This window comes from Saccharopolyspora elongata (assembly GCF_004348985.1).
GTDB classification, from domain to species: Bacteria; Actinomycetota; Actinomycetes; order Mycobacteriales; family Pseudonocardiaceae; genus Saccharopolyspora; species Saccharopolyspora elongata.
The window spans coordinates 200,107-217,894 of record NZ_SMKW01000004.1 but is presented as its reverse complement, the minus strand read 5'-3'; the positions used below and the strand labels follow the sequence as shown (position 1 = coordinate 217,894).

Below are 17,788 nucleotides of genomic sequence, written 5' to 3'. Positions count from 1 at the left end.
GGTTTCCCACGCTGCCACGCGGAAACCCCGGGCGAATCACACACCAGATCAAGTTAGGCTTCCGCCGGATGCTCGCCGAACTGCCCGACGACGTGCGCCGCGACTTCGAACGCGAGGGGTTCACCGCGGAAGTCCTGCGCACCCAGCGGCAGCAGGCCCGGACCTTCCTGGACGAACTCGCCGCCTGGCGCGGCGCCGCACCCGACCTCGGCTCCATCCCGGTCACCGTCATCTCCGGCGGGCGCACCGGCAACGGCAAGGGCCCCGCGATCCGCGCCGAGGCCAACGCCTCGCACGCCCACCGCGCCGCGCAGTCCACTCAGGGCCGCCACGTCATCGCGGCACGCTCCAACCACTACGTCCCGTTCACCGAGCCGGACGTGATCGCCGCCGAGATCGCCAAGCTCCTGCAGACCGGCTAACGGGCGCGCGGGGCGGCGGCGTCCGGCTCGGGCGTCGCGGCACCCGGAAGCAGGGCGGCGCCGAGCACCGCGACGAGACAGCAGCCGAGGACCCACCAGAAGGTGTCCGCGAACGCCACCGCCACGCCGAGGGCTTCCCGCTCGGCCAGCCTGGATTGGAGCACCACGGCGAGCAGCGCGGTGCCCACGGAGCCGCCGACGGTGTTGAGCATGTTCAGCGCGCACGACGCGCCGGGCAGCTCCGGCGGGCGCATCCGCCGGTAGACGGCGCTCATCACCGGGGCGCTGATCATCGCGATGCCGACGCCGCGCACCAGCAGCGCCGAGCCGAGCAGTGCATCCGTTCCGAGCACCGCGAGGTTGGTGAGCGGGGCCGTGCCGATCGTGATGAGCGCGATCCCCGTCAGCACGAGCGTCCGCGTCGCCAGCCGGTCGATGAGGCGGTTGACCACCAGCGATCCCGCGGCGGCGCCGACGCCCTGCGGCGCGAGCAGCAGACCCGCCTCCCACGCCGACAGGCCGCGTCCTTCCTGCAGGTACAGCGGCAGGAGGAACATCGTGCCGAAGACCGAGGCGCCGAGCACCACCAGCGCGAGCGCGGCCGCGCCCAGCGGCGGCCGGGCGAACAGCCGGGGGTCCAGCAGCGGAGTCCGGTCGGTCCGCAGCCCGTGCCACACGAATCCGGCGAGCATGCCCACGCCCAGCACCGCCGCGCCCAGCGCCACCCCGATCGGCATGGTGCGCGCGCCGACCTCGCCGAGCCCGAACACCAGCATCGCGATTCCCGGCGAGAGCAGCGCCGCGCCGACGAAGTCGAACGGCTCCCGCCGAGTGGCCGGCGGGTCCGCCGGAACGCATCGCGGCGCCAGCGCAAGCGCGACGATCCCGATCGGCAGGTTGACGTAGAACAGCCACGGCCAGTCCGCGACGCCGAGGATCGAGCCGCCGATCAGCGGCCCCAGCACCGGGGACAGCAGCGGTACCACCCCGACCACGCTGATCACCCGCCCGATCCGGCGGGGACCGGCGGCGCGGGCCAGCAGCGCCTGACCGGTCGGCGGGAGCAGCCCGCCGCCGAGGCCCTGCAGCACCCGGAACACGATCAGGCTCGTCGCCGACCAGGCCAGCGCGCACAACGCCGAGCCCAGCAGGAACAGCGCCACCGCGACGAGCCAGGTCCGCCTGCCGTCGAACCGGCCCGCAAGCCAGCCCGACGCCGGGACGGCCGTGACCACCGCCAGCAGGTACGCCGTGGTCACCCATTGGATCTCGGTGACCGAGGCGTCGAAGTCCGCGATCAGCTCCCGGATGCCGACGCTGACGATCGTCGCGTCGAGCGTCGCCATGAACGTGCCGAGCACCAGCACGAACGCGGTGCGCCACAGCGCCGGGTCGATGCGCGCGCGGGTGGCCGCCTCAGCCATCTGTGCTCCGCAGCTGCCTGACGAACCCGGCCGCATCGGAGTCCAGCCCGCCCGCGAGCCCGGCCAGCGTGCCCAGCAGTTCCCGGCTCAGCGCCCGGGCATCCGCCGCGGTGATGGCTTCGGGCCGGTAGCCGAGGACGCCGGCCCAGCCGTCGCCGTCCGGCACGACGGTCAGCGTCACCGGGTGGTGGGTCGCCTCGCGGAACCGGGTGCCGGTGACCGTGAGCCCCGGCGCGGGGTGGCGCAGGCGTTCGGGGTCGGCCGGGTAGTTCTCGAACACCACGAGGCTGTCGAACAGCCTGCGGCGGCCGAGCAGCCTCTCCAGATCGGGCAGCGCGACGTGCTGATGGTCGGCCATGCCCTGCTGTCGCGCCTGCAGATCGGCCAAGGCCTGGCCCACCGTGCCTGCGAAGCTCGCGCGCACCGGCACCGCGTTGGCCAGCAGTCCCACGATCTCCTCGACGCCGTCGACCCCGGCCGAGCGGCCGGAGACCATCGCCCCGAAACAGACGTCCGCGCGCCCGGAACGCGCCGCCAGCACCGCGGCCCAAGCGCCCTGCAGCAGGGTGTTGGCGGTGAGACCGCGCACCGACCCGGCCGAGGTCAGCGCCCCGACCAGTTCCGCTGGCACCTCGAACAGCACCGGCTGCGGGAACTCCCGGGCCGTGAGCGCTCCGCCGGCGGCCGCCAAGTGGTCGCCCTCGGGCAGCCCGTCGAGCTCGGCGGCCCACGCGCGGGCGTCGGCGTCGTGATCCCGCTCTGCACGCCACCGCAGGTACGAGGCGAACGGCACCGGCGCGGGCAGAGCGCTCGGCGCGCTCCCCTGCACCCGTGACGCGTAGTGGGTGAACAGTTCCACGAGCATGCGCGGCGCGGACCAGCCGTCGGAGAGCACGTGGTGGCTGGTCAGCACCACCTCGGCCTGCTCGGGCGACGCCCGGAGCACGGTGAGCCGCAGGGGCGGCCCGGCCGCGAGGTCGAACGGTTCCGCGAGGTCTGCGGCCAGCGCTCGTTCCACCGCCCCGGGATCCACTTCGACCAGCCTGCAGTCCGGGCGCGGGTCGGCGGGGATCACCTGCACCGCCCGGTCGGGCGGGAACACCGCGGCCAGATTCGGGTGCCTGCGCACCAGGTCGCCGCATGCGGCGTGCAGCGCGTCGACGTCCAGCGCACCTGTGATGGAGAACGTCGATTGCACCGTGTAGGGGTCGGCGGCGTCGTCGGCCCGGTCCCGCGAGTGCCGCAGCATCAACTCCTGCAGCGGCCCGAGCGGGAGCACGTCCGCCACGGGGCGCTCGGTCTCCAACCGGTCGATCGCGGCCTGGTCGAGGTCGACCAGCGGGAGGTCGGACGGCGTGAGCCCGGGTCCCGCGACCGCGCCGGGATCGGCAGCGACGGCCAGCAGTTCCGCGCGCAGGTGCTCGGCGAGCCCGGCGATCTCCCCGTCCGCGAACACCTCGCGGGGCCAGCTGAGCCGGACGCCGAGCGCGACGCCGTCACCGTCGTCGCGCGCCAGCGCGTTGATCATGAGCTGGTGGTCCAGCGGCAGTTCTTCCCCGCCGCCGGAGCCGAACGGGTCCGCGTCGGCCGGGCGCCGCCAGGCCGCGTCCTCGCCGCCGCCGGTCGGATAGGTGCCGAGGTAGTTCCAGCTGATCTGCGGCCGGATCGCCGGGACCGCCCCGGCGAGGATGCCGTACCCGAGGCCGTCGCCGCTCGCGTGCAGCTGTTCCTTGACCGACTTCAGCTCCTCCGCCGTGCCGCCGGCGGGCAGCGCCACGCGTGCGGGGTGGATCGCGGTGAACCAGCCGACCGTCTGCGACAGGTCCACCTGGCCGGACCGGTCCGGGGTGTGCGGCGGCCTGCCGTGGCTCTCCAGCGAGACCACCAGGTCCGGCGCTTCCCCGCGCCAGGCCCGCACGGCCCGGGCCAGCGCGGTGAGCAGCACCGGGTCCGGCGTGCACCGGTACGCGGCGGGCAGCGTGGCGAGCAGGGCGCGGGTGGACTCCGGGGCGAGCCGGATCTCGTGGTGCACCAGGGCTGCGGCGGTGTCCCGCGCCGGGTCCAGCGACTTCGCGCCAAGCGGCGCCGCCGGCGCATCGGCGATCGCCCGCCAATGCGGCAGCTCCGGCCGCCGCGCCTCGACCGCCGCGCGCAGCGACCGCGCCCAGCCGAGGAACGACTCCCCGTACCGGGGCAGCTCCGGCGCCGTGCCCACGGCGGCCGTCTCGTGCGCCTGGGCGAGGTCGTCGAGCAGGATCCGCCAGGACACACCGTCGACGACGAGGTGGTGCGCGAGCAGCACCAGCCTGCCCAGCTCGCCGGGCCCCCTGTCCAGCCAGAACGCGCGCACCAGCGGCCCGGTCCACGGGTCCATCCGGGCCTGCGCCTCGAGGATGTGCGCGTCGAGCAACGGGCGCGGGTCGTCGTCGACCGACGCGGTGATGCGGGTGAGCACGTCGGCGCCGGTCACCACGCCGGGCTCGGGGATGCGCAGCACCGGCTCCCCGTCGACCGGGTCGACGAGGTAGCCGCGCAGCGCGTCGTGCCGGTCGAGCACGGCGTCCAGCACCGCCTGCCAGGTCGCCTCGTCGCCACCGGCGGGAACGCACACCTCCATCCACTGGCAGAACCCGGATGCGGCCGTGCCGTGGCGCAGCAGGTCGCGCATGACCGGCGTCAGCGGGACGTCCCCGGAGGCCGGAGCCGCCGTGCGGGCCTCGCCGTCGACTTCGGCGAGGACCGCGATGCCCGCCACGGTGCCGCCCTCGAACACGTCGCGCGGGCTCACCCCCAGACCGCGGCGCCGGGCGCGGGAGACCACCTGCAGCGCCACGATGCTGTCGCCGCCGACTTCGAAAAACCCGTCGTCGAGGTTGATCGCGTCGGTGCCGAGCACCTCGCGGAAGATGTCCAGCAGCAACGCCTCGGCGGGTGTTGCGGGCTCCCGCGAGGCCGCCGCCGGGCCCGGCGCGGGTAGTGCCGCCCGGTCGAGCTTGCCGCTGGTGTTCAGCGGCAGCGCGGTCAGCGGGAGCAGCGCGGTCGGCACCATGTAGCCGGGCAACTGGGCGGCGAGGTGCTCGCGGAGCAGCGCGGCGTCGAAGTCGGCGCCGTCGGTGGGGATCACGTAGCCGACCAGCCGCCGCTGCCCCGGCTCGTCCTCGCGCACGATCACCACGCACGCGCGCACGTCCGGGTGCCGGGTGAGGGTACTCTCGATCTCCCCGAGCTCGATCCGGAACCCGCGGATCTTGACCTGGTGGTCGACGCGGCCGATGAACACCAGCTGCCCGTCCGGCCGCCACCGCACCAGGTCGCCGGTGCGGTAGGCCCGCGAGCCCGGCGGGCCGAACGGGTCGGCGACGAACGCCGCCGCCGTGAGGTCCGGCCTGCCGACGTAGCCGCGGGCCACGCCCGGGCCACCGAGGTACAGCTCGCCGGTGACGCCGACCCCGACCGGCTGCAAGCCCTCGTCCAGCACGTACGCGCGCACGTTGGGATCGGGGCGGCCGATCGGCAGCGGCCCCGCGTCGTCGGGGTCGTACCGCCAGGTCACCGCGTTGATCGTGACCTCGGTGGGCCCGTAGCAGTTGAACAGCGCGCGCCGGTTTCCCCAGCGCCGTGCCAGCGCGGGGTCCAGCCGCTCCGCGCCGACCATCAACATCACGCCGGGGTCGACCTCGGCGTCGTCGGGCATCGCGGCCAGGAAGGACGGCAGCAGGTTCAGCGCCGTCACCCGGTGCTCGGCGACGTAGTCGAGGATCTCGTCGCCGGGGATCCGCACCTCCTCCGGCGCGATCACCAGCGTGCCGCCGGAGAGCAGCGGCATCATCGTCTGGAAGAACGCGACGTCGAAGCTGGTCGAGGCGAAGTGCAGGCAGCGGTCGCGCTCGGTGATCCCGAACGTCTCCTCCTGCAGCGCGACCAGGTCCGGAATGCCGCGGTGGGGCACCGCAACGCCCTTCGGCCGCCCCGTCGTGCCGGACGTGTAGATGATGTAGGCCAGCGCGTCCTCGGTGAGGCCGCGGCGCGCGTCCGCCGGGTCGGAGTCCCACTCGGCGGGGCCGTCCGGCGCGGTGCCGTCCAGCGATAGCAACCGGAGATCAGCGGGCAGGCCGCCGTCGAGGCCGGCCAGCACGTTCTCGGTGGTCACGGCCGCTGCCGGGACGACATCGCCGAGCAGGTAGGCCCGCCGGTCGGCCGGGTAGCCCGGGTCGACCGGGACGTACACCGCGCCCGCCTTGAGCACGCCGAACAGCGCCACGACCTGTTCCACGTCCCGGCCGAGCAGCACCGCGACCGGGTCCTGCGGGCGGACGCCGGCGGCCAGCAGCGCGTGCGCTAGCCGGTTCGCGCGCCGGTCCAGCTCGGCGTAGCTGAGCACCCGGTCGCGGCACACCACGGCCTCGGCCTCCGGCTTGCCGCCCACCCACTTCGCGAACCGCGTCAGCACGCTGCCGTAGTCGTGTGCGGGCACGGTCCCGGTGCCCGCCGCCAGCAGGTCACGCCGCTCAGCGGGTTCCAGCATCGGCAGCCGGTTGACGGGCCGGTCCGGGTCGGCGACGAGTTCCCGCAGCAGCGCGAGCAGCCAGCGGCCGTAGTCGCGGACGGTCGCCTCGTCGAAGGCGTGCGTCTGGTAGCCGAGCCCGATGACGATCTCGTCCTCGGGGATGACGATCACGGTCAGCGGGTAGTGCGTGGCGTCGGTGATGTCCACGCCCGCCAGTTCCAGGCCCGGCGCGAGCGGTGTGCGCTGTCTGCTGGAGAGCGGGAAGTTCTCCATCACGAGCATCGTGTCGAACAGCTCGCCCGCGCCGACGGCGCGCTGGATGTCCGGCAGGCCCACGTGGTGGTGATCGGCGAGGGCGACGCCGCGTTCGTGCACGTCGGCGAGCAGCCGCGCGGCGGTGTCGCCCGCGGCGTGCCGCACCCGGACCGGGATGGTGTTGCCCAGCTGCCCGATCATCGCGGCCACGCCGTCCACCTCGGCGGGCCGGCCCGACACGGGGCAGCCGAAGACCACGTCGCGCCGGCCGGTGAGCCTGCCCAGCAGCACGCCCCATGCCGTCTGCAGCACGGTGGTCAGGGTGATGCCCCTGGCCTGTGCGAACGCGCGCAGTTCGGCGCTGAACCCGGTGCCGAGCTCGATCGCGACCCGGCCCGGCCGGTCCACCCGGGACGTCGGGTTCGCCGGTGCCAGCCGGGTTCCCTCGTCGATCCCGGCCAGCTCGTCCTGCCAGGCCCGCAGCGCGGCCTCGCCGTCCCTGCGGGCCAGCCAGTGGAAGTACTCGACGAGCGGTGGCGCGGTCGGCACCGGTTCGCCGCCGCCGAGCTCGGCGTAGATCGCGAGGAGGGTCCGCCCGACCAGCGGCATCGACCAGCCGTCCAGCAGCGCGTGGTGGTTGGTGATGAGCAGCCGGTGCTCGGTCTCGCCGAGCTTGCACAGCAGGAACCGGATCAGGGGCGGCCGCGCCGGGTCGAAGGGGCGGTCGAGCTCCGCGCGGGCATGCTCAGCGAGTGCGCGCTCCCGCTCTTCCGGAGAACGAGCCGACAGGTCGGCCTCGCACCAGTGCAGGTCCATCTCCGCGGGCACGACCTGCACGACTTCGCCCGCCGCGGTCGTGTCCAGGTAGACCCGCAGCGCGGGGTTGCGGCGCAGCAGTTCCGCCGCCGCGCCCGCCAACCGCTCCGGCTCCAACGCGCCGGCCAGGTGGGTCATCGCCTGCACGACGTACACGTCAGCGTCGGCATCGGCGCGCACCATGCTGTGGAAGGACAGCCCGACCTGCAGCGGGGTGGCGGGCAGCACGTCCGCGATCGGCCGGGCGGCCTGCAGCGCGTCGACACCGGCTTGGTCGAGGTCCACCAGTGGCAGGTCGGAGGGCGTGAGCCCGCCTTCGCCGGCACCGAGGCCCTCGGCATGCGCGGCCAGCGCGTCCAGCGCGGTCGCGAACGCGCGCTGCAGCTCGGCCACGTCGTCTGGGGTCAGCACGAGCCCGGCGGCAGTCCACTCGACGGCGAGGCGGGGCGCGTCCGCCTCGTGCACGAAGCAGTTCAGCGCCAGCACCTGCTCCAGCGCCTTGTCCGGCGGTTCCAGCACGGCGAACGGGTCGCCGTCGGGCAGCCGCCAGCCCCCGTCCGGCAGCGGGGCGAACCGGCCGAGGTAGTTGAGCAGCACGTCCGGCGGCGGCGTCGCGCCGAGCTCGGTCCGGGTCTCGGGGTCGAGGTGGCGCAGCACGCCGTAGCCGATGCCGCCGTCCGGGATCGAGCGCTTGGCCTCCTTGGCCGCGCGCAGCAGCCGCCCGGCCGCCGGGCCGCCGGCCAGCGCTTCGGCGAGGTCCGCATCGGCGGCCACCGCATCCGCCGGCACGCGCACCGGGTACTCGCTGGTGAACCAGCCGACCGTGCTGGAGAGGTCCGCGCCGTCCACGAGCGGTTCCCGGCCGTGCCCCTCCATCGTGACGGTCGCGGCGTCGGTGCCGGGCCGCACGGAGCGCAGCGCGAGCACCAGCGCGGCCAGCAGCACCTCATCGACCCCGGCGCGGTAGGCCTCCGGGAGCGCGGTCAGCACGGCCGCGGTGGCCTCCGGCGTGGCCGTGGTCGTGCTCCGGAATCCCGTCTTCACCGTGTCCAGCCGCTGGTCCAGCGCGCGGCTGCCGAGCCGGACCGCGGCTTCCGCCGCCCGGCGCCAATCCTCGAACTCGGCGCGCCGAGCCCCCTGCTCGCCCTGCTCCGCAAGGAGAGTCGCGTGCCGCCGCCAGGACGTGCCTGCCGGGGAGAGCTCGGCCTTCGTGCCGTCCGCCGCGGCCTGGCACGCCGCGTGCAGGTCCGGCAGCAGCACCCGCCAGGACACGCCGTCGACGATCAGGTGGTGGGCCAGCACCAAGAGCCGGTCGGCCATGCCCGCCTCGGTGCGCACCAGCGCCACCCGGAGCACCTCGCCCGCGCGCGGGTCCAGCTCGGCCACCAATTCCTCGGCGATACCGGCGATATCCGCCGAACTCGGCACCTCGCGGACGACGCGTTGCGCGGGCACGGCGCCGAGCGGGCGCACGGTCAGCGCGTCGGCGCTCTCGGCGCGCAGCCGCAGCGCGTCGTGCCGGTCGAGCACGGCCTGGACGCCGACGACGAGGTCTCCCATCGCGAGGCCCTCGGGCACGTGCAACGCGGTCCACTGCGCGTAGCCCGCCACGACGTCGACGTCCGGGTGCGGGTCGAGCAGTCCCCGGACGATCGGCGGCGCGGGCACCGGCCCGGTCGGGTCGTCCGGAACCTGCGCGGACTCGTCCGCGATCTCCTCCGCCGATGCCGCGAGCGCGGCGAGGGTGCGGCGCGCCAGCAGGTCGCGGGGCCGGAGGTGCAGGCCGTGCGCCCGGAGCCGGGCGCTGACGGTGATCGCCGAGATGCTGTCGCCGCCAAGGCCGAAGAAGTCCTCGTCCACCCCGACCTCGTCGGCGCCGAACACCTCCGAGACGACCGCGCAGAGCAGGCGCTCGCGCTCGGTGCTCGGCGCGCGGCCGGACTCGATCCGCGGCGCGGGCAACGCCGCCCGGTCCAGCTTGCCGTTGATCGTCACCGGCAGTTCGTCGAGCAGCACCACGGCCGACGGGACCAGCGCGTCCGGCAGCCGCTCGGCGACGGCGGTGCGCACCGCCTCCGGGGTGAGCGATGCCCCGTCCGACGGCACGGCGTAGCCGATCAGCCTCGGCCGCTCGCCGCCGGTGTTCAGCACGGCCGCCGCCGCGCTCACCCCGGCGACCGCGGCGAGCGCGGCCTCGACCTCGCCGATCTCGACCCGGTAGCCGCGGATCTTCACCTGTCCGTCGCCGCGCCCCAGGTACTCCAGGCCGCGGCCGGGCACCCAGCGGGCGAGGTCGCCAGTGCGGTAGGCGCGGTCGCCGGGCGCGCCGAACGGGTCGGCGACGAACCGCTCGGCGGTGGTCGCGGGCAGGTTCAGGTAGCCGCGGGCTAGGTGCGGCCCGGCCAGGTAGAGCTCGCCGATCGCGCCCGGCGCGACGGGCCGCAGCGCGGCATCCAGCAAGTAGATGCGGGTGCCCGCGAGCGGCCGGCCGATGGTCGGTTCGGCGCCGTCGATCACCGCGGCGGTGGCGTCCACGGTCGCCTCCGTCGGGCCGTACAGGTTGCGCCCCGGCACCGGCGAGCCGGCGACGCGCTGCCACAGGGCGCCCGGCGTGGCCTCGCCGCCCAGCACGAGCAGCGACGGCCGGTGGTCTTCGGCGTCCAGCAATCCCGCGTCCACCAGCGGCGCCGCCATCGACGGCGTGGTGTCCACGACGTCGATCCGGTCCTCGCGGTAGGCGGCGAGCAGCGCGTCGGCGTCCTTGGCGAGCTCGACGTCGTAGAGGTGCATCTCGTGGCCGCACAGCAGCCAGAGCAGCTGGTCGAGGGAGGCGTCGAAGGCGAAGGAGTAGGTGTGCGCCGTGCGCAGCCGCCGCCCCGCCTGCCGGTGCGCCTCGGCCACGACGGTGCTGCGGTTGTGGTGCAGGAGACCGGCGAGCGCGCCGACCCGGCCCAGCACGCCCTTCGGCCGCCCCGTCGAACCCGACGTGTAGATCACGTACGCGAGGTGCTCCGGGTGCCGCGGCGCGGCCAGCTCGTCGTCCGCCAGCGGGGTACCGGCGTAGCGCGCGAGTTCGGCGGTGAACTCCGCGTCGTGCAGGTCCACTTCGGCGTCGAGCCCGGTTTCCCCACTGGTGAGCAGCAGGGCTGGGCGAGCGTCCGCGAGCAGTTCGCGCAGCCGTTCCGGCGGATGCGCGAGGTCCAGCGCCAGGTACGCGGCGCCCGCGTCCTGCGCCGCGAGCAGCGCCACGACCAGATCGACCGAGCGGGGCAGCGCGAGCGCCACCACGTCGTCCGGGCCGATGCCCCGTGCCCGCAGTGCGCGGGCGAGCCGGTGCACCCGCGCGGCGAGTTCCGCGGCGGACAGCCTCTCGGAGCCGTGCACCAGCGCGGTCCGTTCCGGTTCCGCGGCCGCGAGCTCGTTCAGAGCGGTCGGGACGTCGACCGGTTCGCCCGGCAGCGCGGGCACCGACCACTCGGCGAGCAGCTCGTCCCGCAGGGCCGGCGCCATCAGCTCCACCTGCCCCACGGCCGGGGCGTCATCGGCGGTGAGCTGCGCCAGCAGCCCGCGCAGCGCGGCGAGCCTGCCGTCCACATCGGACTGGGTGTTGGTGCGCGCGTCCACCTCGAAGCCGAGCAGCAGGCCACCGTCGGCGGTCGGCAGCACGCTCAGCCCGAGGTCCTCCGGCGGCCCGCCCGCGATGTTGCGCATCACGCCGGTCGCGCCGCCGAAGTCGATGGTCAAGTCGAACGCCTTGAGGTTGATGCCCCGGCCGTGCAGCAGCGCGCCGGCACCCGGCGCGGCGAGGTCCTGCGGCAGGTTCTCGCCCCGGTAACGCTGGTGCCTGCGCATGTCGCGCATCGCCTTGGCCACCCGGCGGCTGAGTTCGGGTAGCCGGTCGCCGCCGCGCACGGGCACCCGCAGGGGCAGCACGTTCACCGCCATCCCGGGGGTCCGCAGGCCGGAGCCGAACCGGCACATCAGCGGCAGCGCGAACACCACGTCCGACTCCCCCGACACCCGGTGCACGAACGCGGCGTAGCAGGCGATGAGCACTTCGCCCCAGCTGGTGCGCGCCGCTTCGGCGACCGCGTGCAGCCTCGCCACCTCGTCGGCGGGCAGGACCGCACGCGCGATCAGCGTCTCGTCCGCGGGCCCGGCGGGCTCGTCCACCGCGGTGGCCAGCTCCGGCAGCGGGGTGAGCACGTCGCGCCAGTAGTCGCGGTCCGCCGCGAACCGCTCGCCCGCGAGGTACTCCCGGTCCGCCTCGACGAGCTCGGCGAACCGGCCGAACGGCGACGGCGAGACCTCGACGCCCTGCACCCGGGCGGTGTAGTGCTCGGCGGTGCGGCGAGCCAGCATCGCCGCGCTGTAGCCGTCGAAAACCAGGTGGTGCCCGAGCTGCGTGTACCAGACCTCTCGGTCGGAGAGCCGCAGCACGGTCCGGGTGTAGAGCCTGCGGCCCACCATCTCCCGGCACTCCGCGGCCAGCCGCGCGCGTTCGGCCGCGATGTACGCCTCTGCGGCGGCCGCCGGATCGGCCTCGGCCCGCAGGTCGACGATCTCGGGCAGTTCGGTCGGGCCTTCGTCGATGTACTGGCGCGGCCCGTCCGGGGTCTCGAACACCCGCAGCCGCAGGCTCTCCGCCTCGTCGGTGGTGGCCCGCACGGCATCGGCCAGCGCGTCCACGTCGATCGGGTCCGGCCCGGAGAGCTCCACCACGTCGCCGACGACGTAGTATGGCGAGTCCGGCTCGAGCCGCTGCGCGTTCCAGACGCCGAGCTGCGCGCGGGTCAGCTCCATCGCCTGGTCGCCCGGCGACTCGGCGGGAGTGCGGGACTCGATGCTGGCAGTGCTCAACGCTGGCTCCTGGGGATGACAAAGACCAAGGTCATCGTTAGCTTAGGCTAAGCTAACGAATGCTGGCAGGGGCGGTTTGCGTAGCGGTGCGGGTAGCGGAACCTCAGACGCCGTCTGGACTCCGGGACCCCCGACTGACGTATGACCAATACGCGGCGCTGGGGACTGGCCTCGCCAAGAACCCCGACGGGGTGGGCACAGTCTGAGAACCCGCGGCGGTGCGAGCTGAGTCCCACACCGCATGCGGCTGACGCCGCATCCTGAAAAGCCCCCAAGGCAATCTCAAGCGAACGTCGCGCCGATCTCACCCGCGGGCTCGGCGGCGCGAACCCGGTCCCGCAATTTCAATGGAAATTGCGGTCCTTCGGCGCGTCGGGCCACGACACGCCGAAGGCTGTGGACAACTCCCGCAATTTCAATGGAAATCGGATCTTCGATTTCCATTGAAATTGCGGGACGGCACTCGGGGTCAGGGCTTCGGGACGACCATCGGCGTGCCCGTCAGCGGGTCCGGGACGACGATGCTGGGGAGGTCGAAGACGTCCTCGAGCAGCGTCTCGTCGACGATGTCGGCGGCGGCGCCCTCGGCCACGACCCGGCCGTCCTTCATCGCCACCAGGTGATCGGCGTAGCGGCAGGCCTGGTTGATGTCGTGCAGCACCGCGATGATCGTCCGCCCCTCGTCGCGCAGCTTCGCCAGCAGCGTCAGCAGCTGGTACTGGTGCGCGATGTCCAGGAACGACGTCGGCTCGTCCAGCAGCAGGTAGGGCGTCTGCTGGGCCAGCACCATCGCCACCCACACCCGCTGCCGCTGCCCGCCGGAGAGCTCGGCGACCGGCCGCTCGGCCAGTTCGGCGACACCCGCGGCCTCCATCGCCTCGGCGACCGCCCGCTCGTCCTCCTCCGATGTCGTGGCGAGGAAGGACTGGTGCGGGAACCGGCCCCGGCCGACCAGCTGCTTCACCCGGATGTTCTCCGGCACCGCCGGGTCCTGCGGCAGGAAGCCCAGCGAGCGGGCGAGCTCCTTGGTCGGGTACGACCCGACCGGCCGGCCGTCGAAGTTCGCCGCGCCCGAAACGGGCTTCAGCAGCCGCACGAACGCGCGCAGGAGGGTCGACTTCCCGCACGCGTTCGGGCCCACGATGGCGGTGAACGCGCCGTCCGGGATGTCGAGGCCGAGCCGGGTGGAAACCACCCTGTCGCCGTAGCCCAGGGTGAGTTCCTGCGCGCTCAGTCGCGAGGTCATGCTCGCTCCACCTCCTTGGTGAGCAGCCAGATCAGGTAGCAGCCGCCGATCGCGGTGCTCACCACGCCGACCGGGAGCGACACCGGCGCCAGCAGCATCTGCGCGATCAGGTCCGCGGCGAGCAACAGCACCGCGCCGGTGAGGGCGGCGGGCAGCAGCGGCACGCCGGCGGCCTTGGCCAACCGTCGCCCGATCTGGGGCGCGGCCAGCGCGATGAATACGATCGGCCCGGCCACCGCGGTCACGGTCGCCGTGCATCCGACGCCGACCAGCACCAGCAGCAACCGGTGCCGGTGCAGCGAAACACCGGTGGCCACGGCGACGGAGTCGCCCAGGGCGGTCTGGTGCATCGCGTGCGCCTGGGTGGCCAGCAGCGCCAGCAGGCCCAGGATGATCGCGAACGGCAGGTACACGTCCGCCCAGTCGATGCCGTTGAGCGAGCCCGCGCTCCAGCCGACCGCGGCGATCGCCACCTCCAGCTCGGCGCGCAGCACGATCCAGGCGTTCACCGAGGTGAGGATGGCGTTCATCGCGATGCCGACGATCACCAGGCGCAGCCCGGAAAGCCCGCCCTTGGCCGAGAGCAGGTAGATCACCGCAGCGACCAGCACGCCGCCGAGCACCGAGCTCCCCGCCAGCTGCGCTGAGGTCCCGGACAGCACGGTGATCGCGAACAGCGCGCCGGTGTAGGCGCCCGCGTCGAGGCCGATGACGTCCGGGCTGCCCATCGGGTTGCGGGTGATGTTCTGGAAGATCGCCCCGGCCACCCCGAGCGCCGCGCCGAACACGACCCCGGCGAGCACGCGCGGCAGCCGCCACTGCGCGACGACCACCGTCCAGTCTCCGGTGCCCGCGAGCGCGGCCAGCACCTCCCCCGGCGTCAGCCAGGACGCGCCGAAGCACAGCCCGAGCAGCGACAGGGCGAGGATCAGCACGATCAGCGCGGCGGCGAGCAGGACCGTCCGGCGCGGCAGGCGCAGCGCCCGGCCGCGCGCACGCACCACGATCGCGTTCATAGCGCCACCGACCCGTACCGCCGGACCGCCCAGATCAGCACCGGGCCGCCGAGGAAGCCGGTCACGATCGCCACCGGCACCTCTCCCGTCGGCAGCAGCACGCGGGCGCCGACGTCGGACAGCAGCATCAGCACCGCACCCAGCACGGCGGTGTAGGCCAGCTGCCAGGGGATGGAGCCGGGGGCCATCCGGCGGGCGAGGTGCGGCACGATCAACCCGACGAACAGGATCGGCCCGGCCAGCGCCGTCGCCGCCCCGGTCAGGACCGTGATCACGACCAGCGTCGCCACCCGCACCCGCGCCACGCGCGTGCCGAGGGTGCGCGCGACGGTCTCGCCGAGCTCGATCGCGTTCAGGGACCGGGCGAGCAGCATCGCCGCGACCAGCGCCAATCCGATCGCGACCAGCGGCACCTCCAGCGGCACCTGCTCGCGACCGGCCAGCGAGCCCACCGCCCAGAAGCGGTACTGGTCGAAGACCTCGGGGTTCATCAGGCGCAAGCCGAGCGACAGCCCGGACAGCACCGCGCTCAGCGCAACGCCCGTGAGCACCAGCCGCAGCGGCGACCGGCGCCCGACCGCGTAGACCAGCAGCGCGGCCAGCACCGCGCCCACGATCGCCGCGAGCAGCTCGCCGAGCTGGGAAACCGCCACCCCGAGCGCGGAACCGACCGCGACGGCGAAGCCGGCGCCCACGGTCACGCCGAGGATGCCGGGCTCCGCGAGCGGGTTGCGGGACAGCGTCTGGATCAGCCCGCCCGCGACGGCCAGCGCCGCGCCGACGCTGATGCCGAGCAGCACGCGCGGCACGCGGACATCCCAGATGATCAGGTGCTCGGACGAGCCGTCGAAGGCCACCAGCGCTTGCAGCACCTCGGCGGGTCGCAGCGACTGCGCGCCGATGGCGATGCCGAGCACGGCCGCCGCCGCGAGGGCGACGGCCGCTCCCAGCAGCATCACGGCACGGCGCCCGGTCGACCCAGGCGCCGTGCCTCCTCTCGTTGAACTCACGCGACTGCCGGAGATCACTTCGCCAGCAACGGGGCGAACGCCTGGTCGATCGCGTCGAGGGCGCGCATCGCCTCGGGGTAGGTCGCCGCCTCCGTGTAGCGGATCGGGAAGACCTTGCCGGCCTTGACCGCGGGCAGGTTCTTCCACAGCTCCGAGTCGAGCACGTACTGCACCGCCGGGGAGGCCGTGCCGTCCGGCTTGACGGAGTAGGTGATCGCGTCGGCCTCCGCGAACGCGGCGGGCAGCTCCTCGATGGACGGGTACTCGCTGACGTCGCGCGAGCCGCCGCCCTTGACCTTGACGTCGCCGTAGTAGTTGCCGCCGATGTCGTTGATGACGCTGGTGCCCCACGACTTGTTGAACTCGCGCTGGAAGTTGCCCTTGGCCACCTGGCCGTAGGAGCCGACGTGCCCGAGCTTCAGCCCCGGCAGCACCGGCTGGTACTTCTGCTTCAGCTCGGCTGCCTTCGCCTCGTACTCCGTCTTGGCGGCGTCGTAGTTCTCCAGCGCGCCCGCGGCGTCGGCGTACTTGCGGGTGAGCTCGCGCCACTCGGCCGGGTTCTTCGGGCCGATCGCGACGACCGGCGCGACCGCGTTGAGCCGCTCCACGTCGACGTCGCCGAGCACCGGGGTGGGCACGCCGATCACGATCAGGTCGGGCCGTGCCTTGGCGATCGCCTCGTAGTTGGTCTCCGCCGCCGACTCGCCCGCGACCTTGTCCAGCTTCTCGTACGTCGCGAGGTCTTCCGGGGTGAACATCGGGACGCCGCGCGCCCAGGCCGAGATGCCGACCAGCGGGGCGTCGGCCTCGATCAGCGCCGGCACCGCGTACCCGGTCGCGATCACGCGCTGGGGCTTGGCCGGAATGGTGATCTGGCCGTTGTCCGCGGCGAAGACCCGGGTCTGGGCATCCGCGGTCGTGGCGGAGCCGCCCGCCCCGCAGCCGGCGAGACCGGCCGCGGCTACGACGAGGGCGGCGACGACCCCGAGAGACCGAGCTAAACGCATTCGTGTGTCCTTGCTAGAGGTTCATTTAGGGTTGCCTAACCTTAATTGGCGGCCTGCGGCGTCCACAAGAACGATCTGCCGCAACCGCTCACCCGGTCACGCCTCGTGGTGGTGGTCGTGGTCGTCGTCGAAGTCCGCGATGCCGCGCTTCCAGTAGCCCGTGACGTCGTAGTCGCGCTTGTCCAGCCCCAGCTCGCCCTTGACCCAGCGGCGCAGCGGCTTGAGCACGCCGGCCTCGCCCGCCAGCCACACGTACAGCCGCTCGCCGTCGAGCACCGGCACCGACCGGACGGCGCTCTCCAGCGCGTCGCACGTGCCCGGCGGCTTCGGACCCCGGTGCAGCCACCGCACCTCGACGTCCTCGGGCGCGGACAGCTCGATCTCCTCGTCGGCGTCGGCGACCTCGATGAACGCCCAGCCCTTCGCCGTGCGCGGCAGCTCCTCCAGCCGGCGCGCGATCGCGGGCAGCGCGGTGATGTCGCCGGCCAGCAGGTAGCGGTCGTAGGTGTGCGGCACGATCAGCCCACCGGGCGGGCCCGCCACGTGCATGACGTCGCCGGGCACGACCGCGCGCGCCCACTCCGAGGCGAGGCCGCCGGGGTGCAGCACGATGTCGATGTCGATCTCGCCCGCGGCGGGGTCGTACCGGCGCACCGTGTACTCGCGCGACGTCGGGGACGGCTTGGGCCAGCGCAGCAGCAGTCCGTTCTGCTCCGGCAACCGCAGCCTGCCGTCCGGGTCCGGGAACATGAGCTTGACGTGCTCGCACGGCGAGTGCGCCTCGAAGCCCTCGGTGCCCGGGCCGCCGAGCGTGACGCGCAGGAGCCCGGCCCCGATCATCTCGGTCCGCACGACCTCCGTCTCGCGGATCCGGATCGGGTAGCCCACCTTCTCCGCGTGCCGGCCTTCCCGGACCTGCGCGATCCGGTCCAGGTGCCCGATCCGCTCAGCCTCCGCACGCGTCATGCGGCCCCCTCCCCCATCGCGATCCGCAGGCTCTTCGGCCGCAGGTCGGTCCAGTTCGCCCGGATGTGGTCCAGGCAGGCCTCGCGGGCGTCCGGGCCGAACACCTGCCGCCAGCCCGCCGGGATCTCGGCGAACTCCGGCCAGAGCGAGTGCTGTTCCTCGTCGTTGACCAGCACCAGGAAGGTGCCCTCCGGGTCGTCGAACGGGTTCATCAGGACTTGCTCACCTCTCTCGAATAGTGCTTGACGCCGACCGGGCC

The 17,788-nt window shown here is 73.8% G+C and carries 9 protein-coding genes; 1 reads left to right on the top strand and 8 read right to left on the bottom strand.

Annotated elements, in window-relative coordinates; all coding sequences use genetic code 11:
- The first annotated feature begins 68 nt into the window (after positions 1 to 68).
- Positions 69 to 422: a hypothetical protein gene (locus tag E1288_RS05135; protein ID WP_132481541.1), complete on the top strand. Its 354-nt coding sequence runs from the start codon at positions 69 to 71 to the stop codon at positions 420 to 422.
- Here the strand turns inward: E1288_RS05135 and E1288_RS05130 are convergent.
- The 8 genes from E1288_RS05130 to E1288_RS05095 form a co-directional block, all read right to left on the bottom strand.
- Positions 419 to 1,846: a DHA2 family efflux MFS transporter permease subunit gene (locus E1288_RS05130; RefSeq protein ID WP_132481538.1), complete on the bottom strand. Its 1,428-nt coding sequence runs from the start codon at positions 1,844 to 1,846 to the stop codon at positions 419 to 421. The genes E1288_RS05135 and E1288_RS05130 overlap by 4 nt on opposite strands.
- Positions 1,839 to 12,284, bottom strand: a complete 10,446-nt coding sequence (locus tag E1288_RS05125; RefSeq protein WP_408012955.1) for an amino acid adenylation domain-containing protein — start codon at positions 12,282 to 12,284, stop codon at positions 1,839 to 1,841. Before E1288_RS05125 ends, E1288_RS05130 begins: the two co-directional genes overlap by 8 nt.
- A 469-nt stretch (positions 12,285 to 12,753) precedes the next feature.
- On the bottom strand, positions 12,754 to 13,530 hold the full coding sequence (locus E1288_RS05120) for an ABC transporter ATP-binding protein (RefSeq protein WP_132481535.1): 777 nt from the start codon (positions 13,528 to 13,530) through the stop codon (positions 12,754 to 12,756).
- Positions 13,527 to 14,546, bottom strand: coding sequence for a FecCD family ABC transporter permease (locus tag E1288_RS05115; protein ID WP_132481532.1), 1,020 nt, complete (start codon positions 14,544 to 14,546; stop codon positions 13,527 to 13,529). Before E1288_RS05115 ends, E1288_RS05120 begins: the two co-directional genes overlap by 4 nt.
- Complete coding sequence (locus E1288_RS05110) at positions 14,543 to 15,502, bottom strand: FecCD family ABC transporter permease (protein WP_132481529.1); 960 nt, start codon at positions 15,500 to 15,502, stop codon at positions 14,543 to 14,545. The genes E1288_RS05115 and E1288_RS05110 overlap by 4 nt, the downstream gene beginning before the upstream one ends.
- A 68-nt stretch (positions 15,503 to 15,570) precedes the next feature.
- The gene (locus E1288_RS05105) at positions 15,571 to 16,563 is read right to left on the bottom strand and encodes an ABC transporter substrate-binding protein (protein ID WP_132481526.1); all 993 of its coding nucleotides are present in this window, start codon (positions 16,561 to 16,563) and stop codon (positions 15,571 to 15,573) included.
- Between the two features lie 96 nt (positions 16,564 to 16,659).
- Positions 16,660 to 17,529 carry a siderophore-interacting protein gene (locus E1288_RS05100; RefSeq protein WP_132481523.1) on the bottom strand — a complete coding sequence of 290 codons (870 nt, stop codon included), beginning with the start codon at positions 17,527 to 17,529 and terminating at the stop codon, positions 16,660 to 16,662.
- Positions 17,526 to 17,744: an MbtH family protein gene (locus tag E1288_RS05095; protein ID WP_132481520.1), complete on the bottom strand. Its 219-nt coding sequence runs from the start codon at positions 17,742 to 17,744 to the stop codon at positions 17,526 to 17,528. Before E1288_RS05095 ends, E1288_RS05100 begins: the two co-directional genes overlap by 4 nt.
- Positions 17,745 to 17,788: the final 44 nt, after the last annotated feature.

Excerpts from the sequence above, each read along its gene's own strand:
- E1288_RS05120 (WP_132481535.1), bottom strand. The coding sequence starts at position 13,530 with ATGACCTCGCGACTGAGCGCGCAGGAACTCACCCTGGGCTACGGCGAC.
- E1288_RS05115 (WP_132481532.1), bottom strand. The coding sequence starts at position 14,546 with ATGAACGCGATCGTGGTGCGTGCGCGCGGCCGGGCGCTGCGCCTGCCG.
- E1288_RS05110 (WP_132481529.1), bottom strand. The coding sequence starts at position 15,502 with ATGCTGCTGGGAGCGGCCGTCGCCCTCGCGGCGGCGGCCGTGCTCGGC.
- E1288_RS05105 (WP_132481526.1), bottom strand. The coding sequence starts at position 16,563 with ATGCGTTTAGCTCGGTCTCTCGGGGTCGTCGCCGCCCTCGTCGTAGCC.
- E1288_RS05130 (WP_132481538.1), bottom strand. The coding sequence starts at position 1,846 with ATGGCTGAGGCGGCCACCCGCGCGCGCATCGACCCGGCGCTGTGGCGC.
- E1288_RS05100 (WP_132481523.1), bottom strand. The coding sequence starts at position 17,529 with ATGACGCGTGCGGAGGCTGAGCGGATCGGGCACCTGGACCGGATCGCG.
- E1288_RS05135 (WP_132481541.1), top strand. The coding sequence starts at position 69 with ATGCTCGCCGAACTGCCCGACGACGTGCGCCGCGACTTCGAACGCGAG.